The organism is Pseudomonas sp. BIC9C, assembly GCF_034541995.1.
Taxonomy (GTDB): domain Bacteria; phylum Pseudomonadota; class Gammaproteobacteria; order Pseudomonadales; family Pseudomonadaceae; genus Aquipseudomonas; species Aquipseudomonas fluorescens_CC.
In genome coordinates, this window is sequence record NZ_JAWDGM010000007.1 from 15,135 (window position 1) to 38,109 (window position 22,975).

At 59.7% G+C, this 22,975-nt stretch carries 18 protein-coding genes; 7 read left to right on the forward strand and 11 right to left on the reverse strand.

From position 1 onward, the window contains the following. Nucleotide 1 precedes the first annotated feature (1 nt). The 5 genes from RS887_RS25915 to RS887_RS25935 all read right to left on the reverse strand — a co-directional run bounded on the left by RS887_RS25915 (nt 2) and on the right by RS887_RS25935 (nt 9,779). Nucleotides 2-1,012 carry a class 1 fructose-bisphosphatase gene (locus RS887_RS25915; RefSeq protein ID WP_008018940.1) on the reverse strand — a complete coding sequence of 337 codons (1,011 nt, stop codon included), beginning with the start codon at nt 1,010-1,012 and terminating at the stop codon, nt 2-4. 262 nt (nt 1,013-1,274) lie between these two features. Continuing rightward, the gene (locus tag RS887_RS25920; RefSeq protein WP_322617625.1) at nt 1,275-2,222 is read right to left on the reverse strand and encodes a transposase; all 948 of its coding nucleotides are present in this window, start codon (nt 2,220-2,222) and stop codon (nt 1,275-1,277) included. A 242-nt stretch (nt 2,223-2,464) separates the two neighbouring features. Beyond that, on the reverse strand, nt 2,465-3,838 hold the full coding sequence (locus RS887_RS25925) for a DUF3999 domain-containing protein (protein ID WP_322617626.1): 1,374 nt from the start codon (nt 3,836-3,838) through the stop codon (nt 2,465-2,467). Further along, complete coding sequence (locus tag RS887_RS25930) at nt 3,835-7,038, reverse strand: DUF2339 domain-containing protein (RefSeq protein ID WP_322617627.1); 3,204 nt, start codon at nt 7,036-7,038, stop codon at nt 3,835-3,837. Before RS887_RS25930 ends, RS887_RS25925 begins: the two co-directional genes overlap by 4 nt. A gap of 290 nt (nt 7,039-7,328) precedes the next feature. Next, nucleotides 7,329-9,779 (reverse strand): glycogen/starch/alpha-glucan phosphorylase, encoded by a 2,451-nt coding sequence (locus RS887_RS25935; RefSeq protein WP_322617628.1) that lies wholly within the window; start codon nt 9,777-9,779, stop codon nt 7,329-7,331. A 257-nt stretch (nt 9,780-10,036) separates the two neighbouring features. Between RS887_RS25935 and RS887_RS25940 the strand changes: the two genes are divergently transcribed. Continuing rightward, nucleotides 10,037-10,474 (forward strand): YkgJ family cysteine cluster protein, encoded by a 438-nt coding sequence (locus RS887_RS25940; protein WP_008018944.1) that lies wholly within the window; start codon nt 10,037-10,039, stop codon nt 10,472-10,474. 229 nt (nt 10,475-10,703) lie between these two features. On the opposite strand, the gene typA is transcribed toward RS887_RS25940, so the two are convergent. Next, nucleotides 10,704-12,524, reverse strand: coding sequence for a translational GTPase TypA (typA, locus tag RS887_RS25945; RefSeq protein WP_322617629.1), 1,821 nt, complete (start codon nt 12,522-12,524; stop codon nt 10,704-10,706). Nucleotides 12,525-12,663: 139 nt separating this feature from the next. Continuing rightward, nucleotides 12,664-14,118 (reverse strand): tRNA uracil 4-sulfurtransferase ThiI, encoded by a 1,455-nt coding sequence (thiI, locus tag RS887_RS25950; RefSeq protein ID WP_322617630.1) that lies wholly within the window; start codon nt 14,116-14,118, stop codon nt 12,664-12,666. Between the two features lie 328 nt (nt 14,119-14,446). Between thiI and glnA the strand changes: the two genes are divergently transcribed. The 5 genes from glnA (at nt 14,447) to ntrC (ending at nt 20,045) form a co-directional block, all read left to right on the forward strand. Next, nucleotides 14,447-15,853 carry a glutamate--ammonia ligase gene (gene glnA, locus RS887_RS25955; RefSeq protein ID WP_093227583.1) on the forward strand — a complete coding sequence of 469 codons (1,407 nt, stop codon included), beginning with the start codon at nt 14,447-14,449 and terminating at the stop codon, nt 15,851-15,853. A 313-nt stretch (nt 15,854-16,166) separates the two neighbouring features. Further along, nucleotides 16,167-16,679 (forward strand): DUF4124 domain-containing protein, encoded by a 513-nt coding sequence (locus tag RS887_RS25960; RefSeq protein ID WP_322617631.1) that lies wholly within the window; start codon nt 16,167-16,169, stop codon nt 16,677-16,679. Next, complete coding sequence (locus RS887_RS25965; RefSeq protein WP_322617632.1) at nt 16,676-17,296, forward strand: DUF4124 domain-containing protein; 621 nt, start codon at nt 16,676-16,678, stop codon at nt 17,294-17,296. Before RS887_RS25960 ends, RS887_RS25965 begins: the two co-directional genes overlap by 4 nt. 230 nt (nt 17,297-17,526) lie before the next feature. Next, nucleotides 17,527-18,612, forward strand: a complete 1,086-nt coding sequence (gene glnL / locus RS887_RS25970; RefSeq protein ID WP_322617633.1) for a nitrogen regulation protein NR(II) — start codon at nt 17,527-17,529, stop codon at nt 18,610-18,612. After that, the gene (ntrC, locus tag RS887_RS25975; RefSeq protein ID WP_008018952.1) at nt 18,609-20,045 is read left to right on the forward strand and encodes a nitrogen regulation protein NR(I); all 1,437 of its coding nucleotides are present in this window, start codon (nt 18,609-18,611) and stop codon (nt 20,043-20,045) included. Before glnL ends, ntrC begins: the two co-directional genes overlap by 4 nt. 547 nt (nt 20,046-20,592) lie before the next feature. Here ntrC and RS887_RS25980 read toward each other — a convergent pair. Next, on the reverse strand, nt 20,593-21,033 hold the full coding sequence (locus RS887_RS25980) for a hypothetical protein (protein WP_322617634.1): 441 nt from the start codon (nt 21,031-21,033) through the stop codon (nt 20,593-20,595). Between RS887_RS25980 and RS887_RS25985 the strand changes: the two genes are divergently transcribed. After that, a complete protein-coding gene (locus RS887_RS25985) occupies nt 21,032-21,487 on the forward strand; it encodes a tRNA (cytidine(34)-2'-O)-methyltransferase (RefSeq protein WP_322617635.1) in 456 nt (151 codons plus the stop codon). The two genes, RS887_RS25980 and RS887_RS25985, sit on opposite strands and share 2 nt — an antisense overlap. A gap of 132 nt (nt 21,488-21,619) precedes the next feature. On the opposite strand, the gene secB is transcribed toward RS887_RS25985, so the two are convergent. The 3 genes from secB to RS887_RS26000 are packed head-to-tail and all read right to left on the reverse strand — an operon-like array spanning nt 21,620 to nt 22,827. Further along, entirely contained in the window at nt 21,620-22,105 is a 486-nt protein-coding gene (gene secB / locus RS887_RS25990; RefSeq protein ID WP_057397192.1) for a protein-export chaperone SecB, read from the reverse strand. A gap of 52 nt (nt 22,106-22,157) precedes the next feature. Next, nucleotides 22,158-22,412, reverse strand: a complete 255-nt coding sequence (gene grxC, locus RS887_RS25995) for a glutaredoxin 3 (RefSeq protein ID WP_008018956.1) — start codon at nt 22,410-22,412, stop codon at nt 22,158-22,160. A gap of 1 nt (nt 22,413) precedes the next feature. Beyond that, nucleotides 22,414-22,827 (reverse strand): rhodanese-like domain-containing protein, encoded by a 414-nt coding sequence (locus tag RS887_RS26000; protein WP_007989216.1) that lies wholly within the window; start codon nt 22,825-22,827, stop codon nt 22,414-22,416. Nucleotides 22,828-22,975: the final 148 nt, after the last annotated feature.

The following is a 22,975-nucleotide window of genomic DNA, read 5'->3' on the forward strand; positions in this document are numbered from 1 at the left end:
TTTATTCCTTGTGGTAAGCCGTGACGCGGGCAACTTCTTCTTTCGAACCGAGGAACACCGCAACACGCTGGTGCAGGCCTTCCGGCTGAATGTCGAGGATACGCTGGTGACCGTCGGTGGATGCGCCGCCCGCTTGTTCCACCAGGAACGACATCGGGTTGGCTTCGTACATCAGGCGCAGTTTGCCCGGCTTGGATGGCTCGCGGCTGTCGCGTGGGTACATGAACAGACCGCCGCGGGTCAGGATGCGGTGCACGTCGGCGACCATCGCAGCGACCCAGCGCATGTTGTAGTTCTTTTTCAGCGGGCCTTCATCGCCTGCCAGCAATTCGCCGACGTAGCGCTGTACCGGTGCTTCCCAGTGACGCTGGTTGGACGCGTTGATGGCAAATTCCTGGGTAGATTCAGGAATGGTGATGTTTTCGTGGGTCAACACGAAGCTGCCCATTTCACGGTCCAGGGTGAAACCTTTCACGCCGTGGCCCAGAGTCAGGATCAGCATGGTCTGCGGACCGTAGATCGCGTAACCGGCAGCCACTTGCTGGGTACCTGGCTGCAGGAAGGCCTTTTCATTCAAGGGCTCGTTCTGGCTCAGGTATTCGTTCGGGCAACGCAGCACAGAGAAGATGGTGCCGACCGGGGCGTTGATATCGATGTTCGACGAACCGTCCAGCGGGTCGAATACCAGCAGGTAGGCGCCTTTCGGGTATTTGCCCGGGATCTGGTAGGCGTTGTCCATTTCTTCGGACGCCATGCCGGCCAGGTGGCCGCCCCATTCGTTGGCTTCGAGCAGGATCTCGTTGGAGATCACGTCGAGCTTCTTCTGCACTTCGCCCTGGACGTTTTCAGTACCCATGCTGCCCAGAACGCCACCCAGGGCGCCTTTGGACACGGCGTGGTTGATCTCCTTGCAGGCACGCGCCACCACTTCGATCAGGAAGCGCAGATCGGCAGGAGTGTTGTTGCTGCGGGTCTGCTCAATCAAATAGCGACTCAAGGTAACGCGGGACATGGACGGCTCCGGTGGAATGGGGGGGGCTAAAAACCCGCGCAGTTTAACGCGAGTCGGGGCGCATTTCCTCTTATCAGACGTGATCGGCCGAAGAGAGTTCATGTGCGGGGTTGAGCGTAGATGGAAATGGGCTGGATGTGAGCTTGCGAACAGAGGTCATTTCGGCATTTTTACTGACTCGGCGAACGCTTTCGCGAGCAAGCCCGCTCCCACAGGGATACGCGTTCCAACTGTGGGAGATTCTATGGTTGAGGTAAAGGCCTCAACTGACTTTTGCTTGGTATTCGCTCTGCCCCTTGAGCAGGGCGAATACGACCCGAGCAAGCTTGCGGGCCAGCATGACCAGTGCCTGAGTGGTGCTGAAGCCTCGAGCTCTTTGTTCTTCGTAAAAACCTTTCCAGGCTGCCGTACGGCTGGCCGACATGGCCGCGTTGTGCAGAAGCCGGCGGGCCTCTGGATCACCACGTTTAGTCAAACTCCGGCGGCCGTCTTTTTGCCCTGATTTCAACACCCGCAAATCCATTCCCAGAAAGGCGACGAAGGCATCCGCGTTTCGGAAGTCACCGCGCTGAAATGCCGTGATCAAGCGGGCTCCGGTCAAAAAACCAATGCCTTCAACTTTCAGGCAGCGCTTCAACTGAGCGAGTAAACCGGCTTCTTTGAGCTGATCGTTGATCGTCTTCTCGATCAGCGTCTCAAGCTGCTGCATGGACTTCACCTGTTCGGCAAAAGCGGTCTTGAGCAGCGGCTCATTGGCCCAGCTTTGCACCAGACCGACCCGTGCCTGGACCAGAGCCGCGCGGCGGCGGAAAAGGCTCAAGAGCTGGCGGTACAGCGGTGACGGCGGGGTCCACGGGTGAAGCTCTTCGTGCTCGTTCTTCAGATAGCGAGCAAGCAGCTTGGCATCCAGTGCATCGGTTTTGGCACGGATCTTCACGCCTTCGCGGTAATGTTTGAGCTCGTAGCCTCCCACCATGTAAATCATGCAGCCAGCTTCGTAGGCCAGATCCGCAAACTCCAAGTGGTAGATATTGGTGGCTTCAATGGCAATGGCCACCGTGCTCGGCAAGGCCTTCAACCACTTATTGATGGCGGTTTTGTTGTTGGGAATTGGTTCGAGCAGGTCCAGTTCGGCGTGATAGATCACCAGCTCATGCTTGGCGACATCCACGCCCACGATCGGTTTTGAGACAGGGACCGGCATTGCCATAGGATTTCCTCCGGGATATGGTTTTAAGCACTTGAAGGGCTCACCCAGGGGCGCAGGCTTGTTCCTATCGTCGGTCTAGGCCAGATGCATTCTTTATCGGCGCTTGGGTGAAAGGAGGAGGGGCGAACTCTCCCACAGTCTGTACTGCGTCAACAGTCAGAATCGAGCCTTGTCCCTCCTCCCCCCTTCAAGTCCTACCATACAAGCGAGCCTGCTCGCGATTGGGTGCGCAGCACCCACTGTCAGGATTTGGCAGTAGGCTTGCGCAGCAAGCTGAACGCCATCGCCACCAGGAACACTACGCAAAGCAACAACACCGCCCACAACCCGAACTTCTTCCAGTGGGTGTCGATCGGCGCAGTCGTGATGCCTGTCGACGGCTTCGCAGCCACCGCCCCGACATCCACCATGGCCCGGCCCAGGGTCGCGAGCTTCGCCGGACTGTAATCCGGAATCAGCGTCGACAGCGGCAAGTTCGCCGCCTTCGCCGTCGCACTCCCCACGACCAGTGTGTAAGGCCCCGGCCCACGCGCCAGAAACACCAGTTGCGTGGCGCGCACGGCAAACTTCAGCGTCGGCGCCTGATCACCCAGGCCGCCACCGCGTTCGTCCACGGTCAGTTTCAATTGCTGCACGATTTGCCCTGACAACTGCAATTCGTTTTGCACCACATCCTGACCGTTCTGGGTCAGGCGATAGAGCAAACCGCTGCCCAACGGCTGCCATGGCAGGCTGCTGTCGCGCCGACCGGCCAGGCTCACCGGCGCCAGGCTGTTGGGCTGGCTCAACTCGACCTGCACTCGCTCGACATTCAGCCCCATCGGCAACTGCCAGGTGTACTCACCCGCCTTCACGCTGCTGCCGGCCAACGCCTGGGACCAGACCAACGGCAGCGGCAGGCTGCGGGTACTGGTGCTTTGCAGTTGCGCCGAGGTCAGTGTCGGTGCCGAATGTGGTGTGATCCAGAGCAATCGCAAGTAGCGCGCCGACTGGCCCGGCAGGCCGACTTCATGCTGTTCGACCCGCTCGTCGGAAAAGCTCAGGCGCGCCACCTGCCCTTCGCCCCAGGACTGCCAATGCTGCAAATCGTCGCTGGCTTCGAGGGTGAAACGCTGGAAGCCGTCGCGCTCGCTGGTCCAGTCAAGAATCAATTGCTGCAACGGCGCCTTGATAGCGGACGCGTCGAGCAACCAGCCGCGTAACTCCTCCTCACCCGCCTCCAGCGGACTGGAGGGCTGCACTTCGATCAGGGTGCCATTGGTGTTCGATTGCACCCGCACGCTCGGCGCGGTTTCAGTGGCATCCACCGAGCTGTACAACGGAAACCATTTCACCTCGTTCAAGGTGCGGGTTTCTCTGCTCTGCGCCGACTCCCGGGCCAAGGCATAAGCCTGAACATCGCCCACGGCATTGAACACACGCACATCGCTCAGGTCAGCCTGCCGTGCATTCAGTTGTACGCTCAGGGGCAGTTCGAGACGATACCAAGGGCCTTCGCCCGCCACCGCCAAGGGCACTTGGGTGGTGAAGTCCGCCGGTTTTTCCTGAGCAACCGCCGACAACACCACACCCATTGCAACAACGCCCAGCCAACCCAGCTTCAGCTTCTGACTCAAGACGACACTCCTTCGGATTCCGGGTCCGGTTTCTCGGTATCCAGCACAGCCTCGGCGCGTTTGGGCGGCAGCGGGGCGAAATAGCCCACCACCAGCAGCAACACGCCGACACCGATAAACGACACGATTCGCGCCAGCCCGCCGCGATTACTCAATTCAACAAAGAACAGCTTGGCCACGACCACGCCGATCAAGGCAGCACCGATCAACCAGACTTCACGGCGGCGAAGCAAATGGCCGCCGATCATCAGGCTCAGGGCCATCAAGGTCCAGACGATGGACAGGCCGGCCTGTACACGCATCGACTCCAGCAACGGACCCAGCTCGAACGGCACCCCACTCCAATGGTGCGCCGTACGCATGACCAAGGCAGTGAAGAACACGAACAGCGAGGCACCTGCGACACCTTGCGTGATTTTAGTGGCGTAATCCTTGCGGGCCTCCAGTAGCGTCATGGCGCTGCGGGACCAGACATAGACGCCGAACAACGCAAACAACAGGCCCAGCTCCAGCGGGTTGATCAATGGCATGTAGGGCAGTGGCTCGGCGTTACCGTCACTGGCGACATTCGCCAGCCAGAACCAACCGAGCATCAGTAAAGCCAGCGGCGCAGCAGCGTATACACGGTATTCCCTCGAATACGTCGACACTGGCCACGGCCACGTACGAGGTGCCACCGCCAACACCAGATACAGACTTGGCAGAATCGCCCACCCCAACCAGCGCCAGGCGTTGTATTGCTCGGACAACACCAGCAAGCCGTAACGCAATTCCAGCGCCAGCACCCCCATCAACAGCCAGCAGCCGAGCACATGGGCAACGCTTGGCACCAGCGTCGGCAGCATGGGCGCCAGGCGTCGCAAGGACATGAAATGCACGACGAACACGGCGGCCCACGCCAGCCAGCCGAAGTTGGCCGCTGGGTGATAACGCGGGTGCCAGGCCGCGAGCAGTACCAGCGCCGCCGCGGGAATCAACACAGTGCAGAGTACCCCCAGTGACGGCCAATTCAGGCGCAGCGCCAATACCGTCCACAGCGCAACACTCGCGGCAGCGATGCTCAACAACAAGGTCGCCTGCATGGGCAACAGCGCAAAATGCAGCACGTCGATGACCCAGGCCAATGCCCACCAACCTGCGCCCCACACCAGCAACGCCTGGGACAACCGCGACAGACTCGGCCCTGCCAGCGCTCCACGCGCATGACCCATCTGTAAACGCCAGGCCCCGACCATCGCGGCCAGCCCCAGCATCAGCGGCGCCCAGAACCCGCCATGGGCCAGGGGGCGCAGGTCCTCACTGAACAGCGGCCCTGTCATCAGGAACAGCACACCACCCAACAATTGCACAGCGAGCGCGGTGTACACGAACGTGCGCGATGCCAGGCGCAAGCCAGCAAACAATGTCAACGCCCCGACCAAGGCCCAACTGATCACCGTACCGTGACTGAAGAAAAACAATGGTGCCAGCAAATAGAGAAACGCCAGCCCGAGGCAAGCCAGGACTGGCAGGCCTTTCAGCTCCCAAGGCCTGATCTGTTCCGGCAAGGCCTTACGCAACTGGTAGAAACTGAACAGCAACGCGACGCCCAGCAACAGCGCGCCTAACGGAACACCGCCGAGCAGGCTGCTCTCGCTGCTGTGCAACTCGCCGAGAAACGCCAGCGCCGCCGCCAATTGCAGCAACAAGGCAAAGGCACGGGCCAAGGGCCTTTGCTGGCGCAGACCGAGCCAGAAGATCCCCGCGCCTTCCACCGCCCACGCCGCCGTCGTCCAGCGTGCATCGAGCCCCAGCGGAATCGCCAGACTGGCGAAGATCACGCCCAAGGCCAGACAGGTTTCCCCCAACAACAGGGTGCGCCCGGCCATCAGCCAACGGGCGAGCCCCATGTAGATCATGCCCAGCGCCAAGGCACTGAACGCCGCCGCGAATTCCGGATGCTGCACCAGAGCGAACTGCAAGCCGAAGCCCACCAGCGGCGGGCCGAACAGCAGCGTGCCGTCAACGTAGTCACCCTTGCGCGCCGACCACTGCAGCAGCGCTTCGCGACTGCCCTCTGCCGGTGCATCGCCCGTCTCCATCAGCTTGCGCCGGGCGAACAGCAAACCAATGGCCAGGTACATCAGGAAAAATACAATCAGGAACGGCTCGGTGCTCCACAGCAACTCCGGCGAGTAGGAGCGCAGGCCCCAGGCGAAACCGATGCCGAAGGTGCCGGTGAACCCGATGACATTCAGCAGCCGCCAGGCCTTGAACCAGGCGATGACGAGGATGCCGGCGTTGAGCAGGACAAAGTAGCTGAACAGCGCGATGTGGCTGCCGGCGCCGGTGGAGGCCAGGATGGGCGCGGCGAATCCGCCCAGTGCGGCAGCGGCGGCCAGCCCCAGGGAGTCCTGGGTAATGGCGAGAATCGCCGAACAGACGGTCACCGCCACCAGCAGGCCGAACGCCGCCGAGGGATCGAGCAGCGGATGCAGGCGCATAGCGGCAAACACCGTCAGGTACAACACGGCAATCCCGGCGCCTTGCAGGATCAACGCGTAACTGCCGTTGCGGGCTCTCAACCACCAACCCAATCCGAGCAAGCCCAATGCTGTGGCCGCCACGCCGGCGTAGCGCAACTCAAGCGGCACCACCATGCCTTCGGTGGCGTAGCGCAGCAGAAAGGCCAGGCCGAGGAACAGCAGCACCACGCCGACCCGCAACACGGTATTGCCGCCGAACAACCAGGCACGGGCGCGGCTGATGGCGCGATCGATGAGACTCGGGCCACGCGGGGTGACAGGCGGTTGTGCCTGGCGAGCGGTCGCCTCGGGTTTCCAGGCGTCGACGGTAGGGCGACCAGTTTCACTGGCCGCTGCGGGGATCGGCTCGAGTTCGGGTGGCAGCTCCCAGATCAATTCCGGGGTTGCGGCAGGGGCTTCATCAAGGAGGGTTTCAGGTGATACAAGCGGTTCGCCGGTTTCCGGCGCCTTGACGCCCGATGCTTCGAGCACTGCCAGCCGTTGCTCGACCGCCTGAAGCGCAACCTGCGCCTGATCCAGCAAGCGCTGCTGCTCGACTGCCCGAATGTCCATACGAGCAATTCGAACGGCCTGGCCGATACCCAATCCGAGTAATGCACCCAGCAGCGCCTCACTGAATGACTCGTCGAGCATCCAGCCGAGCACCAGCCCGATCAGCATGAAAATCCATTGCATGGTCGATATCCCTAAGCCGCCTCGTCATGAGGCAAGTCCAAGCGGTACAGCGTCTGATCAGTCTAGTGTGAAAACACCACAACCCCTGTGGGAGCGAGCTTGCTCGCGATGAGTCCATAACATTCAGCATTGATGTTGAATGTCAGTGCGCTATCGCGAGCAAGCTCGCTCCCACAAAGGGTTGTGGCGTGCTCCAAATCAGGCTGATCCCTACCGCTCGACAGTCCGGCGCCCAGTATATCGATCCGGCCCGGCAACAACCGGGCCTTGCTCGCAGTTCTGGCTGAAAATTACTCCAGTGCCTTCCAGATTTCCGTGGCGTACTCGCGAATGGTCCGGTCCGACGAGAACCAGCCCATCCGCGCCGTGCTCAACACCGCTGAACGCCACCATTCCTTGGAGTCGTGCCAATGGGCTTCGACGCGCATCTGCGCGCTCCAGTAGGAGTCGAAATCGGCGCAGACCAGGAAGCGGTCGTAATCCACCAGCGAGTCGATCAACCCGGTGTAACGGGACGGATCATCCGGGGAGAACACCCCGCCACGTATCGCTTGCAGCACATCGTTCAGACGATGGGACGCAGCGATGTCCGGTACGGCACTGAATTCATGGTTCTGCTTGCGCGCTTCCACCTGCTGCGCGCTGAGACCGAAGATGAACATGTGCTCGGCGCCAATGCGGTCACACATTTCCACGTTGGCCCCGTCCAGGGTGCCGATGGTCAGCGCGCCGTTCAAGCCGAATTTCATGTTGCTGGTGCCTGATGCTTCGAAACCGGCGGTGGAGATCTGCTCGGACAAATCCGCTGCCGGAATGATGCTCTCCGCCAGGCTGACGTTGTAGTTGGGCAGGAACACCACTTTGAGCAAGCCGCGCACGGTCGGGTCGTTGTTCACCACACGGGCGATGTCGTTGGTCAGCTTGATGATCAGTTTGGCCTGGTGATAACTCGCGGCAGCCTTGCCGGCGAAGATTTTCACCCGTGGCACCCAGTCGATTTCCGGTTCCGCGCGGATCGCCTGGTACAACGCCACGGTGTGCATCAGATTGAGCAACTGGCGTTTGTATTCGTGGATTCGCTTGACCTGCACGTCGAACATCGCCGCCGGGTTGACCGCGACACCCAACCGCTCATGGATCAGGTACGCCAGGGCTTTCTTGCTGTGCAGGCGTTGCTCGGCAAACGCCTTGCGGAACGCGTTTTTCTCGGCGAACGGCTCAAGGGCGAGCAATCGCTCTTCCGGGTTATCCAGTACCGCAGGGCCCAGGGCATCGACCAGCATCGAAGTCAGCTCGGGGTTGGCCTGGTACAGCCAGCGGCGAAAGGTAATGCCGTTGGTCTTGTTGTTGATTCGCGCCGGGTACAGCTTGTGCAATTCGGAGAACACCGTCTTGCGCATCAGTTGGGTGTGCAAACCGGACACACCGTTGACGCTGTGGGAGCCGAGAAACGCCAGGTTGCCCATGCGCACCCGACGACCGTTGTCTTCCTCGATCAGCGACACCGCGCGCAGTACGTCAAAGTCGTGAATGCCTTTGGCCCGCAGGGAGTCGATGTGGTGGGCGTTGATCAGGTAAATGATCTGCATGTGCCGCGGCAACATGCGTTCCATCAAGCCCACCGGCCAGGTTTCCAGCGCTTCGGGCAGCAAGGTGTGGTTGGTGTAGGACAGCGTATCGACGGTGACCTGCCACGCCGCATCCCATGCCACGTCATAGACGTCGACCAGTTGCCGCATCAGTTCAGCCACGGCTATCGAGGGGTGAGTGTCGTTGAGCTGGATCGAAGCGTGATCGCCCAGGGTCAGCACCGAGGTGTGCATGTTGCGATGGCGGCGCAGCAGATCCTGCAATGAGGCGGCGACGAAGAAATACTCCTGACGCAGGCGCAGCTCCTGGCCGGCCTCGGTGCTGTCCGCCGGGTACAGCACTCGGGAGATACTTTCGGCCCGGGCCACTTCAGCCACGGCGCCCAGGTGGTCACCGGCGTTGAAACGCTCCAGATGCAGATCTTCCATGGCCCGGGCACGCCACAGGCGCAGCGTATTGACGCTCGCCCCGCGCCAGCCGACCACCGGCGTGTCATAGGCAATGGCCCGTACGGTTTCCGCCGGATGCCAGACTTGTCGGGACTTGCCGGTGTCGTCGGTGAGGGTCTCGACACCGCCACCGAAACCGATGCTGTAAGCCACTTCCGGCCGCTCGAACTCCCACGGGTTGCCGAAATCCAGCCAGTGTTCGGTCTGCTCCTGCTGCCAGCCATCGACAATCGCCTGGCGGAACAACCCGTGCTCATAGCGGATGCCGTAGCCATGACCGGCGATGCCGAGGGTGGACATGCTTTCCAGGAAACACGCCGCCAGACGCCCCAAGCCGCCGTTGCCCAGGGCCGCATCGGGCTCCAGCAAGCGGATGCGCTCAAGGTCGACGCCGAGTTCGGTCAGGGCTTCGCGGGCCACGTCGAGCAAGCCGAGGTTGCTCAGGCTGTCGAACAGCAGCCGACCGATGAGAAATTCCAGGGAAAGGTAATAAACGCGCTTCTGACCTTTGCGGTAGATCTGCCGCGTGTGGTCCATCCAGTGCTCGACCATGTGGTCCCGCGCGGCCAGGGCAATGGCTTCGAACCAGTCATGGTCGAAGGCGTGATCCGGGTCTTTACCCACTGCATAAGTGAGTTTGGTCAAGACGGCGTCGCGGAATGCGGCCACCTCTGCTTCGCGAACAAGTGGTTCTTGAGTCATCGATAGGACCTCGAGCGAGCTTGGAGTTGTCTGAGCCTAGACGGTCTGACAGGCGGTAGAGGCTCTGGTTCGGCAGTTTTTCCCTTGAATACGAGCTGGATCGACAATGCGTTGTCATGTGTCTGAATGAATGCAGGGCCCGTGCCGTTTTTTCCGGTTGTTTGCACCGCTTGCGAAAAAAACTGGCGAAAGGTTGTTCAAAAATCCACCAGTCCCGGTATGATCGCGCGCCCTGATGCACACGCTGGTAACAAACGATGATGAAGCCGAACCTGATCGCTGCCGCAGAGATCGACCGCCTCGATACCTGGGCCAAGTACTCTGCCCCGATGTGCGGCTCGTGCATGTCCAGCTGCTGCACCCTGCCCGTCGAAGTCAAGATCAAGGACCTGATCCGCATCGGCGTGGTCGATGAGTTCGAGCTGGGTGATCCGCCGAAGAACATCGCCAAACGTCTGCAAAAGGAAGGTCTGGTCGAGCGTTTCAACCAGAAGTCAGGAATCTTTACCCTCCAGCGCATGAGCAACAACGATTGCCTGTACCTGGATCGTAAGAGCCGTCTGTGCACTATTTATGAAAAGCGCCCGGATACTTGCCGCAACCACCCGAAAATCGGCCCGCGGCCGGGGTATTGCGCGTACAAGCCAAAAGAAGTGGAGCGCGAGCGCAATTCGCGGAGTATCGAGCGGTTCTGATACCTCCTGAAATTTTCGGCGGCTGATCGGCCGCCTTCGTCGGATCGCAGCCCGGACCAAGCCCGCTCCCACAGGTATTTCGGTGTTCACACAATTTGTGCCTCACCTTGAACCCTGTGGGAGCGGGCTTGCCCGCGAAGAGGCCCGAAGAAACACCACACAAACCCCAGACAAACAAAAACGCCCCCGGTCTCTCGACCGGGGGCGTTTTTTTAAGCCTGGCTAAATGTTACGCCTTGGCTTTCTTGGCAGCGCGGGTACGCTCGCTTTCGTCCAGGATCTTCTTGCGAAGACGGATGGACTTAGGAGTCACTTCACACAGCTCGTCGTCCTGGATGAATTCCAGCGCCTGTTCCAAGGTGAAGCGAACAGGTGGAACCAGGGCGATGGTTTCGTCTTTACCCGAAGCACGCATGTTGTCGAGCTTCTTGCCCTTGGTAGGGTTGACGCCCAGGTCGTTGTCACGGCTGTTCAGACCAACGATCTGACCGTTGTAGATTTCCTGACCGTGTTCAACGAACAGCTTGCCACGCGCCTGCAGGGTTTCCAGGGAGTAGGTCAGTGCCTTGCCGGTTTCAACCGAAACCAGAACGCCGTTCTGACGGCCGGACATGTCGCCGGACTTCATCACGTCGTAACGGTCGAAGATCGAGGTCAGGATGCCAGCACCGTTGGTCAGGGTCAGGAACTGGTTACGGAAACCGATCAGACCACGAGCAGGGATGTTGTATTCCAGACGTACACGGCCCTTGCCATCCGGCACCATGTTGGTCAGGTCGCCCTTACGCAGGCCCATCTCTTCCATCACCTTGCCCTGGGATTCTTCCGGCAGGTCGATGGTGACGTTTTCGTACGGTTCGTGCTTCACGCCGTCAACCAGACGGATGATCACTTCCGGACGGCCTACAGCCATTTCGAAGCCTTCGCGACGCATGGTTTCGATCAGTACCGAGAGGTGCAGCTCACCACGGCCGGAAACCTTGAACTTGTCAGCCGAGTCGCCTTCTTCAACGCGCAGTGCAACGTTGTACAGCAGCTCTTTGTCCAGACGTTCCTTGATGTTACGGGAAGTCACGAACTTGCCTTCTTTACCGCAGAATGGCGAGTCGTTTACCTGGAAGGTCATGGAAACGGTTGGCTCGTCGACGGTCAGCGGCTTCATCGCTTCGACCGTGTCCGGGTGGCACAGGGTGTCGGAAATGAACAGCGAGTCCATACCGCTGATGCAAACGATGTCGCCTGCAGCAGCATCTTCAACGTCTACACGGTGCAGACCGTGGTGACCCATCAGCTTCAGGATACGACCGTTACGCTTCTTGCCGTCGGCGCCGATAGCCACGACCGGAGTGTTCGGCTTGACGGTACCACGAGCGATACGGCCAACGCCGATAACACCCAGGAAACTGTTGTAGTCCAGAGCAGAGATTTGCATCTGGAACGGACCGTCACGGTCAACAGCCGGTGCCGGTACGTTGTCGACGATCGACTGGTACAGCGGGGTCATGTCTTCAGCCATTTCGGTGTGGTCCAGACCGGCAATACCGTTCAGGGCCGAGGCGTAGACGACTTTGAAGTCCAGCTGTTCTTCGGTGGCACCCAGGTTGTCGAACAGGTCGAAGATCTGATCCAGAACCCAGTCCGGACGCGCGCCTGGACGGTCAACCTTGTTGATGCACACGATTGGACGCAGGCCGGCTTCGAAAGCCTTCTTGGTCACGAAACGGGTTTGCGGCATAGGGCCGTCTTGAGCGTCAACCAGCAGCAGAACGGAGTCGACCATCGACATTACGCGTTCAACTTCGCCGCCGAAGTCGGCGTGGCCCGGGGTGTCCACGATGTTGATGTGGTAGCCGTTCCAGTTGATGGCGGTGTTTTTCGCCAGAATGGTAATACCGCGCTCTTTTTCCTGGTCGTTGGAGTCCATCACGCGCTCGTCGTTGAGCTCGTTGCGCTCCAGGGTGCCGGATTGACGCAGGAGTTTGTCTACCAGGGTGGTTTTACCATGGTCAACGTGGGCAATGATGGCGATGTTGCGTAGATTTTCGATCACTTGTGTATCTCGATCAGAGGATTCGGTGTGCTGACAAGTCTTGGCAGCGATTAACAGTAGCGTCCGTGAAAGCCGTTACAGCTTGACGGCGGCATCGGGGGGCCGGTGACGCAAGCCACAGGCAAACAGCCCCGGGCACTTAGCTCGGTCGATAAACGCGCACATTGGCATGCCCCTCACTGAGCAAATGGTGGGCATGCAGGCGACTCATCACGCCTTTGTCGCAATACAGCAGGTACTGGCGAGTAGGGTCCAGTTCCTTGAAACGAGCGTTCAGTGCATAAAACGGCATCGTTTGTACCTCGATACCAGCAAGGTCCAGCGGGTCGTCTTCAGCGGCATCCGGGTGACGGATATCGATGACGATCTGACCGGCCAGCGCTTCGCTGACTTCTTCAATCTGCAAGTCCTGGCCCAATTCGTCGATCACGCGATCGATCGGCACCAGCTTGGCGTTTTCGAGCGCACGCTCTAGCACCGCCATATCGAATTCTTTCTCTTCGTGCTCGACACGGTAGCGTTTGGCGGCCGTCTTCGGATTGACCGAGATGACGCCGCAGTATTCCGGCATGTGTCGGGCGAAATCGGCGGTGCCGATCTCGTTGGCCGTGTCGATGATGTCCTGCTTGTGGCTGGCGATCAGCGGGCGCAAGACCAGTTTGTCGGTCACGCAATCGATCACCGACAGGTTCGGCAGCGTCTGGCTCGACACCTGGGAGATCGCCTCACCGGTGACCAGGGCCTCGATGTGCAGTCGATCGGCAATTCGGGAGGAAGCGCGCAACATCATACGCTTCAATACTACGCCCATATGACTGTTATCGACTTTGCCGAGAATTTCGCCCAGCACTTCCTCGAAAGGCACACTGACAAATAACACGCGTTGGGAGCTGCCGTACTTCTTCCAGATGAAATGCGCGACTTCCATCACGCCCAGTTCATGGGCTCGTCCGCCCAGATTGAAGAAGCAGAAATGCGCCATCAGTCCGCGGCGCATGATCTGGTAAGCCGCAACGGTGGAATCGAAACCACCGGACATCAGCACCAGCGTCTGTTCCAGGGCGCCCAGCGGATATCCGCCGATGCCATTGTGCTGGCTGTGGATCACGAACAACCGTTGGTCGCGAACTTCAATCCGGACTTCGATTTCCGGCTTTTTCAGGTCGATCCCGGCGGCACCGCACTGGCGGCGCAACTGGCTGCCGACATATTTCTCGATATCGATCGAGCTGAAAGGGTGCTTGCCGGCGCGCTTGCAACGCACCGAGAAGATCTTGCCGGCCAGTGCATCACCGTAGTGCTGCTTGCACTTTTCCACGATGTCGTCGAAATCACCCAGCGGGTATTCATCGATCTGCAGGAAGTGCGCGATGCCCGGCATGCAGCTCAGGCGCTCGCCCATCTCTTTCAGGGCCTTGGGGTCGCTGACGCGGGTTTCCAGCTCGAGGTTGTCCCACACGCCGTTCACCACCACGGCCGGGTCCAGATCGCGGAGCACGGCGCGGATGTTCTTGGCCAATTGGCGGATGAAACGCATCCGTACCGGGCGGCTCTTGATGGTGATCTCGGGAAAGACTTTTACGATTAGTTTCATGAAAACAGCGCGCGCTGGGCCAGCCGAAAAAGGGGGGCGCGGATTATAGCGGAAATTGCTCAAGGTTTAACCAGTTAATGTGCAGAAGGTTTTGCACGCACCAAAACAGGTCATTTATTCAAATGAACGCCACATTGCAGGGCGGGATTTTCCGCTTTAAGGTGCTTTACCGCCTTATAAGCGTGAATTTGGAGCAAAAAACCCATGCTGGGGCACTGGCATGCAATTTGCTCCCTTGTGAGGCAGGTTGCCTTGGCAGAGTATTCGCGCCGGCATCACAAACATTTAAGGGCATCCACTACCAGCCCTAATCCACCCGGAGGACACTATGTCGAAGTCGGTTCAACTCATCAAAGATCATGACGTCAAGTGGATTGATCTGCGCTTCACGGACACCAAAGGCACTCAGCACCACGTGACCATGCCGGCTCGCGATGCGCTGGATGAAGACTTCTTCGAAGTCGGCAAAATGTTCGACGGTTCCTCCATCGCTGGCTGGAAAGGCATCGAAGCCTCCGACATGATCCTGATGCCGGACGATTCCACTGCCGTACTGGACCCGTTCACCGAAGAGCCGACCCTGATCCTGGTCTGCGACATCATCGAACCTTCGAGCATGCAAGGTTACGACCGCGACCCGCGTGCGATCGCCAAGCGTGCCGAAGAGCACCTGAAGGCCACCGGTATCGGTGACACCGTATTCGCCGGTCCGGAGCCAGAGTTCTTCATCTTCGACCAGGTGAAATTCAAGTCCGACATCTCCGGTTCCATGTTCAAGATCTACTCCGAACAAGGTTCGTGGATGTCCGACCAGGACATCGAAGGCGGTAACAAGGGCCACCGTCCAGGCGTCAAAGGCGGCTACTTCCCGGTTCCACCGTTCGACCACGACCACGAAATCCGTACCTCCATGTGCAACGCACTGGAAGAAATGGGCCTGACCGTTGAAGTTCACCACCACGAAGTGGCAACTGCCGGCCAGAACGAAATCGGCGTCAAGTTCAACACACTGGTGAAGAAAGCCGACGAAACCCAGACCCTGAAGTACGTCGTACACAACGTTGCCGATGCCTACGGCCGTACCGCTACCTTCATGCCTAAGCCTCTGTACGGCGACAACGGCTCGGGTATGCACGTACACATGTCCATCTGGAAAGATGGCAAGAACACCTTCGCAGGCGAAGGCTATGCCGGCCTGTCCGATACCGCCCTGTACTTCATCGGCGGCATCATCAAGCACGGTAAGGCCCTGAACGGCTTCACCAACCCGGCGACCAACTCCTACAAGCGTCTGGTTCCAGGCTTCGAAGCTCCAGTGATGCTGGCCTACTCGGCCCGTAACCGCTCCGCTTCGATCCGCATTCCTTACGTGTCGAGCCCGAAAGCCCGCCGTATCGAAGCTCGCTTCCCGGATCCGGCTGCCAACCCGTACCTGTGCTTCGCTGCACTGCTGATGGCTGGCCTGGACGGCATCCAGAACAAGATCCACCCTGGCGACGCAGCTGACAAAAACCTGTACGACCTGCCGCCTGAAGAGGCCAAAGAGATCCCACAAGTTTGCGGCAGCCTGAAAGAGGCCCTGGAAGAGCTGGACAAAGGTCGTGCGTTCCTGACCAAAGGCGGCGTTTTCAGCGACGACTTCATCGACGCTTACATCGCTCTGAAAAGCGAAGAAGAAATCAAGGTACGTACCTTCGTACACCCACTGGAATACGAGCTGTACTACAGCTGCTGATCCGGTAGCGCTGCGGCACGCGGCGTGACAAAAAGAGGCCTCCTTCGGGAGGCCTCTTTTTGTCACGCGATTTAACAATCGCTGAAAATCCCTGTGGGAGCGGGCTTGCCCGCGAAGGCGCCCGCACATCCAACATCCATGTGTCAGACAGACCGCTTTCGCGAGCAAGTCGAATCGTCGCACCGCCGCTCCCACAAGGGGTTTTCTGTGTTCAGAAGATTTCGGCAAATCATGCCCAAATGTTTGGCAGCTTGGGACAAACGCCATCACTGGCCTATGCTGCAACCCACCGCTTTCGTTTCCGGTCGATTTTATGGGTCGTGGTTTTCTCTTCATCCTGCTACTGATCGCCCTGCCCGCCGCAGCGCAGATATACAAGTATACCGACACCTACGGCAACATCGCTTACAGCAATCAACCGCCTGATGGCGTGAAAGCCCAACCGGTCGAGCTGCCGCCGCTCAACAGCGTCGAGCCCCAATTGCCGGGCAACCCTGCTCAAGCTGCCGCAGACAACCGCGAACAGTCCAGCAGCGCCTACGAGCTACTCGAACTCACCGGTCTGCCCACCACCGAAGCCCTGCGCGCCAACAACGGCACATTCACCGTTAACGTACAGATCAAACCACGCCTGCAAGCCCCCCATCTGCTAAGGCTGCTGCTGGACGGCCAGCCCTATGGCCAGCCAGGCAACGTGCCGATCCTGCAACTGGTGAACATCGACCGCGGCGAACACCGCCTCGCCGTGCAAGTGATCGATGGCGAAAAAATAGTGCAGCAAAGCCCCACCACGACCTTCTCCGTGCAACGGGTACACGCGCCTTGAAGACCTGGCTGCTGATTGCCTGCTTCATCGCGCTACCAGCATCGGCGGAAGTCTTTACTTACGTTGACTCCCAAGGCAATCGGGTTTTCACCGACCAACCCAAACCCGGCAATGCCAGGCGTGTACCGCTGACAAAGAGCAATCGAATGGCAGCCAACCCCACCCGTGCAGCGCCGCTGATCGCCCAGAGCAACCCCGAAGCACAGGCGCCGTTCCATTATGACGTGCTGCGCATCCTGGTTCCGGAACCCGACGCGACCATCCGCAGCAACGCCGGCGAAGTCATCGTCAGCGCCACCAACGAGCCCGGACTGCAACCCGGTCACCGCTACCGACTGCTGCTCGACGGCCAGCCCACTGCCGAACCCGGCATTAGCCCGGTGTTCCCGTTGAGCAACATCGATCGCGGCAGCCATACCCTGTCCGTGGAAATTCTTGATGAGCAGGGACGCATCGTCGAACGCACCGCCAGCCAACCCTTCCATATGCAGCGCACGTCGCTCGCCCAGAAGCGCAAGATCAAACCCTGCATCCTCGATGACTACGGTCAACGACCGGAATGCCCCCTCAGCGACAAGCCTACCGAAGAAAAAAATCCTTTCTTGCGACTTTTTTAACCTCGTTCAGGTTTGCGCACTATATTGGTGCAATAGCTTGCACCGTACTCACATTCCAACCCATTTTGGTTCGAAACTACCCGCGAAAGCTGGCAAAGCGCCACGCAAACGAGCGTCAAACACCCGTTTCAGGCGCTGAACGCTTCTTTTCGGAGCCTTGGTTTGGTTTTTGCATTTTGCCCGTATCAGCGCTGTTTTCTTGCGCATGTTCTGCCCTAAAAGAGGTCCCGATGACCATTAGCGACGCACTCCACCGTTTGCTACTCGATAACCTCACCACCGCCACCATCCTGCTCGACGCCGAACTGCGCCTCGAGTACATGAACCCGGCGGCGGAGATGCTGCTGGCCATCAGCGGCCAGCGCAGCCATGGGCAGTTCATCAGTGAATTGTTTACCGAATCGGCCGAAGCGCTGAATTCGTTGCGCCAAGCCGTCAAACAAGCGCACCCGTTCACCAAGCGCGAAGCCATGCTCACCGCCCTCACCGGCCAGACCCTGACCGTTGACTACGCAGTAACGCCGATCCTGAGCAATGGCGACACGATGCTGCTGCTCGAAGTCCACCCTCGTGACCGCTTGTTGCGGATCACCAAGGAAGAAGCGCAGCTGTCCAAGCAGGAAACCAGCAAGATGCTGGTGCGTGGCCTGGCCCATGAAATCAAGAACCCCTTGGGCGGGATTCGCGGCGCTGCGCAATTGCTGGCCCGGGAACTGCCGGAAGAAAGCCTGCGCGACTACACCAACGTCATCATTGAAGAAGCCGACCGTCTGCGTAATCTGGTGGATCGCATGCTCGGCTCCAACAAATTGCCGTCACTGGCCCTGTGCAATGTCCACGAAGTGCTGGAGCGTGTCTGCCATCTGGTGGAGGCCGAAAGCCAGGGCTGCATCACTTTGGTGCGCGACTACGACCCAAGTATCCCCGACGTGTTGATCGATCGCGAGCAGATGATTCAGGCCGTCCTGAACATCGTGCGCAACGCGATGCAGGCCATCAGCAGCCAGAACGAACTGCGTCTGGGCCGCATCAGCCTGCGCACCCGGGCCATGCGCCAGTTCACCATCGGCCACGTGCGCCATCGCCTGGTAACCAAGATCGAGATCATCGACAACGGTCCGGGCATCCCTGCGGAACTTCAGGAAACCATTTTCTTCCCCATGGTCAGCGGCCGTCCGGACGGTACCGGGCTTGGCCTGGCCATTACCCAGAACATCATCAGCCAGCACCAGGGCCTGATCGAGTGTGACAGCCACCCCGGCCACACCACTTTCTCGATCTTTCTGCCACTGGAACAAGGAGCCACATCGACATGAGCCGTAGTGAAACCGTGTGGATCGTCGATGACGACCGTTCTATCCGTTGGGTCCTGGAAAAAGCCTTGCAACAGGAAGGCATGACCACACAAAGCTTCGACAGCGCCGATGGCGTGATGAGCCGCCTGGCGCGCCAGCAACCGGACGTGATCATTTCCGACATCCGCATGCCCGGCACCAGCGGCCTGGACCTTCTGGCGCGGATTCGCGAACAACACCCACGGCTGCCAGTGATCATCATGACCGCGCACTCCGATCTGGACAGCGCTGTCGCGTCCTATCAGGGCGGCGCCTTCGAGTACCTGCCCAAGCCGTTCGACGTCGATGAAGCGGTGTCCCTGGTCAAGCGCGCCAACCAGCACGCCCAGGAACAACAAGGCCTGGAAGTCGCCCCGACCCTGACCCGTACCCCGGAAATCATCGGTGAAGCACCCGCGATGCAGGAGGTGTTCCGCGCCATCGGCCGCCTGAGCCACTCCAACATCACCGTGCTGATCAACGGCGAATCCGGTACCGGTAAAGAACTGGTGGCCCACGCCCTGCACCGTCACAGCCCAAGAGCGGCATCGCCATTCATCGCGCTGAACATGGCGGCGATTCCCAAAGACCTGATGGAATCCGAACTGTTCGGCCATGAAAAAGGTGCGTTCACCGGCGCGGCCAACCTGCGTCGCGGGCGCTTCGAACAGGCGGACGGCGGCACGCTGTTCCTCGATGAAATCGGCGACATGCCGGCCGACACCCAGACCCGCTTGCTTCGTGTACTGGCTGATGGCGAGTTTTACCGCGTCGGCGGTCATGTGCCGGTGAAGGTCGATGTGCGCATCATCGCTGCGACTCACCAGAATCTGGAAACCCTGGTGCACGCCGGGAAATTCCGTGAGGACTTGTTCCATCGCCTCAACGTGATCCGCATCCATATCCCGCGCCTGTCGGACCGTCGCGAAGACATCCCGACCCTGGCCAGGCACTTCCTCAGCCGCGCAGCTCAGGAGCTGGCCGTCGAGCCGAAGCTGCTGAAAAGCGAAACCGAGGAATACCTGAAGAACCTGCCGTGGCCCGGCAACGTGCGGCAGCTGGAGAACACCTGCCGCTGGATCACGGTGATGGCTTCGGGTCGCGAAGTGCACATCGGCGACCTGCCGCCGGAGCTGCTGAGCCTGCCGCAGGATTCGGCCCCCGTGACCAACTGGGAACAGGCCCTGCGCCAGTGGGCGGACCAGGCGCTGGCCCGCGGTCAGTCGAGCCTGCTCGACAGTGCCGTGCCGGCCTTCGAACGGATCATGATCGAGACCGCGCTCAAACACACCGCCGGCCGCCGCCGCGATGCCGCCGTTTTGCTGGGCTGGGGGCGCAACACCCTGACCCGCAAGATCAAGGAACTGGGGATGAAGGTGGATGGCGGGGATGATGATGAGGGGGATGAGGGCTGAGCAATCACTGATTACTCAATGAGCACACGATCCTGTGGGAGCGGGCTTGCTCGCGAAAGCGGTGTGTCAGTCGACTTCAATTTTGACTGATACACCGCTTTCGCGAGCAAGCCCGCTCCCACATTCAGAGCTGCGTGCACCGCCTGAAGGCACTGTGAACCGCAATCGCGCACGACAACCGACCCGAAACCCCGCCTACATTCGCTATCGAACCCCTATCGAAAAAACACGAAAGCCCCGGATTACGGGGCTTTCGACGTTTATACGCGGGTTTCTGTTTCAACTTGTGAAAACCTGGCACGCCCCCTGCAATAACCCTTTCAAGTGAATCAGTTCACCTACCCGGTTTCGGGGACCTTGGTACAGGCAGGCCGGGGATTCCCCTCTTTACATCGGGCTCATACCGCTCAAAGCGACGAGCCCAGCAGTTTTGGGGCCCTTGATACAGGCAGGTCAGGGGTTCCTTCTTTACACCGGACTCACGACGCGATGCGCGAGCCCTCCCGTTTTGGGGACCTTGGTACAGGCAGGCCGGGGATTCCCTCTTTTATTGCTCCCGGAGATGGATCTCCAGCCGCCAGCGGTCATCGACCTCGCTACCGGCCCACTCGCCCTGCAGGGGCCGGGCCGCCACCAGCGTCAGCAACAACCCCTCATCACTCAAACGTACCCGCCAGGTCACATCCTTGCCGCCGAGCTTGAGCTGACCTTTCTGCGCCTTGCCCTCAGCGCCAAACAGCAGCGCGACACTGCCGTCCACAATTTCGCCGCGGGTCTTGGGTTCGTTGTTGAACCACACCACCAGCCCGTCGTTCGTCACCTCAACCTGCTGCAACTGACTGGGGTCTGGTGTGGTCAGGCGACCGATCATCATCCCGACCATCACCCCGACAATCGCCAGCGAGCCCATCACCTGCAGGAATAGTTTCGAACGCACGCCTTCTGGCGGCGTAGAATGCGCGTCATCTTTACCTTCGGAGCCGTGCATGTTTCACGTCATCCTTTTCCAACCAGAAATTCCGCCGAACACCGGCAACGTTATCAGGCTGTGCGCCAACAGTGGCTGCCACCTGCATTTGATCGAACCACTGGGCTTCGAGATGGACGACAAGCGCCTGCGCCGCGCCGGTCTCGACTACCACGAGTATGCCACCCTGCAACGCCATGCGGACCTGGCCAGCTGCCTGGAAAGCCTGGGCAACCCGCGGGTGTTCGCCTTCACCACCAAAGGCTCGCGGCCGTTCCACGACGCCAGTTTCGTCCCCGGCGATGCATTCCTGTTCGGCCCGGAAAGCCGTGGACTGCCCGCCGAAGTGCTGGAGGCCCTGCCAGCCGAACAACGCCTGCGCCTGCCGATGCGAGAGGGCTGCCGTAGCCTGAACCTGTCCAATACCGTGGCGGTGGCCGTTTACGAAGCGTGGCGGCAAAACGACTTCAAGTAACAGCGCATAACAAATGTGGGAGCGGGCTTGCTCGCGAAGGAGTCATCAGCTTCAACATGAATGTTGACTGAAAAACCGCTTTCGCGAGCAAGCCCGCTCCCACATTGGACTTGCTTCGACGCTCAGAAATGCTTACTGAACGGTCGGCGTCTCGCCAGCAGCCTGCATGCGTTGCAGCTCTTGTGCGTACAGCGCATCGAAGTTCACCGGAGCCAGCATCAGTGCCGGGAACGAACCACGGGTCACCAGGCTGTCCAGGGTTTCGCGAGCATACGGGAACAGGATGTTCGGGCAGAACGCACCCAGGGTGTGGCTCATGGAAGCGTCGTCCAGGTTCTTGATCAGGAAGATCCCGGCCTGTTGCACTTCGGCGATGAACGCCACTTCGTCACCGTTTTTCACGGTAACCGACAAGGTCAGCACGACTTCGTGGAAGTCGGCTTCCAGTGTCTTTTGACGGGTGTTCAGATCCAGAGCGACGCTCGGCTCCCACTGCTGGCGGAAGATCGCCGGGCTTTTCGGAGCTTCGAAGGACAGGTCACGCACATAAATGCGCTGCAAGGAGAATTGCGGTGCAGTTTCTTCTTCGTTCGCAGCAGTGTTCTGTTGGTCAGTCATCGCAGATCCTTCTTGATCCAGGGTTCTTTTAGGTTTGCTTGGGGTATTGCCGTCAGGCCTTGAGCAACGCGTCGAGCTTACCGGCACGCTCCAAGGCGAACAAATCATCACAACCGCCCACGTGGGTGCTGCCGATCCAGATTTGCGGCACGGACGTACGCCCGGCCTTCTGGGCCATCGCAGCGCGCACCTGCGGTTTGCCATCGACCTTGATCTCTTCGAAGGCCACGCCTTTGTTCTCGAGCAGGTACTTGGCTCGCGAGCAGTAAGGGCAGTAATCGCTGGAATAGACGACGACGCTACTCATATCACTTCACCAGCGGCAGATTGTCGGCTTTCCAGCTGGAAATACCGCCGGACAGCTTGGCGGCGGTGAAGCCGGATTTCATCAGTTCGCGGGCGTGGGTGCCAGCGGTCTGGCCCATGGCGTCGACCAGGATGATGGTCTTGGCCTTGTGCTTTTCCAGTTCGCCAACGCGGGCGGCCAGTTTGTCCTGGGGAATGTTCACCGCACCGACAATGTGACCGGCGGCGAAATCCTTGCTCGGACGAATGTCGACCACGACGCCCGCGTCCTTGTTGACCAGGCCGGTCAGTTCGCCGGTGCTCAGGCTGCGGCCGCCGCCCTGCATTTGGTAGGCAATCAGCAACGCCAGCAGTACGACGAAGATACCGACGAGAATGTAGTGGTTAGTGGCGAATTCAATCAGGTGAGCAACCATCGAAGGAGGTTCCAGGGCGTTAAAATGTCGGCCAGTATACACAGCCACTATGGTGGGCCAAACCCCGTCCGGCGGTGACGTGGCCGGAACTTCGCTTTAAACTGCGACTCCTTTTTCCATTACCCCTTTTACCTCAGCCACGAGTGGA

What these genes read in the sequence shown, in the direction of transcription:
- RS887_RS25915 (WP_008018940.1), bottom strand. Translation starts at nt 1,012, where the DNA reads ATGTCCCGCGTTACCTTGAGTCGCTATTTGATTGAGCAGACCCGCAGC.
- RS887_RS25920 (WP_322617625.1), bottom strand. Translation starts at nt 2,222, where the DNA reads ATGGCAATGCCGGTCCCTGTCTCAAAACCGATCGTGGGCGTGGATGTC.
- RS887_RS25930 (WP_322617627.1), bottom strand. Translation starts at nt 7,038, where the DNA reads ATGCAATGGATTTTCATGCTGATCGGGCTGGTGCTCGGCTGGATGCTC.
- RS887_RS25935 (WP_322617628.1), bottom strand. Translation starts at nt 9,779, where the DNA reads ATGACTCAAGAACCACTTGTTCGCGAAGCAGAGGTGGCCGCATTCCGC.
- RS887_RS25940 (WP_008018944.1), top strand. Translation starts at nt 10,037, where the DNA reads ATGATGAAGCCGAACCTGATCGCTGCCGCAGAGATCGACCGCCTCGAT.
- thiI (WP_322617630.1), bottom strand. Translation starts at nt 14,118, where the DNA reads ATGAAACTAATCGTAAAAGTCTTTCCCGAGATCACCATCAAGAGCCGC.
- glnA (WP_093227583.1), top strand. Translation starts at nt 14,447, where the DNA reads ATGTCGAAGTCGGTTCAACTCATCAAAGATCATGACGTCAAGTGGATT.
- RS887_RS25960 (WP_322617631.1), top strand. Translation starts at nt 16,167, where the DNA reads ATGGGTCGTGGTTTTCTCTTCATCCTGCTACTGATCGCCCTGCCCGCC.
- glnL (WP_322617633.1), top strand. Translation starts at nt 17,527, where the DNA reads ATGACCATTAGCGACGCACTCCACCGTTTGCTACTCGATAACCTCACC.
- ntrC (WP_008018952.1), top strand. Translation starts at nt 18,609, where the DNA reads ATGAGCCGTAGTGAAACCGTGTGGATCGTCGATGACGACCGTTCTATC.
- RS887_RS25985 (WP_322617635.1), top strand. Translation starts at nt 21,032, where the DNA reads ATGTTTCACGTCATCCTTTTCCAACCAGAAATTCCGCCGAACACCGGC.
- RS887_RS25980 (WP_322617634.1), bottom strand. Translation starts at nt 21,033, where the DNA reads ATGCACGGCTCCGAAGGTAAAGATGACGCGCATTCTACGCCGCCAGAA.
- secB (WP_057397192.1), bottom strand. Translation starts at nt 22,105, where the DNA reads ATGACTGACCAACAGAACACTGCTGCGAACGAAGAAGAAACTGCACCG.
- grxC (WP_008018956.1), bottom strand. Translation starts at nt 22,412, where the DNA reads ATGAGTAGCGTCGTCGTCTATTCCAGCGATTACTGCCCTTACTGCTCG.
- RS887_RS26000 (WP_007989216.1), bottom strand. Translation starts at nt 22,827, where the DNA reads ATGGTTGCTCACCTGATTGAATTCGCCACTAACCACTACATTCTCGTC.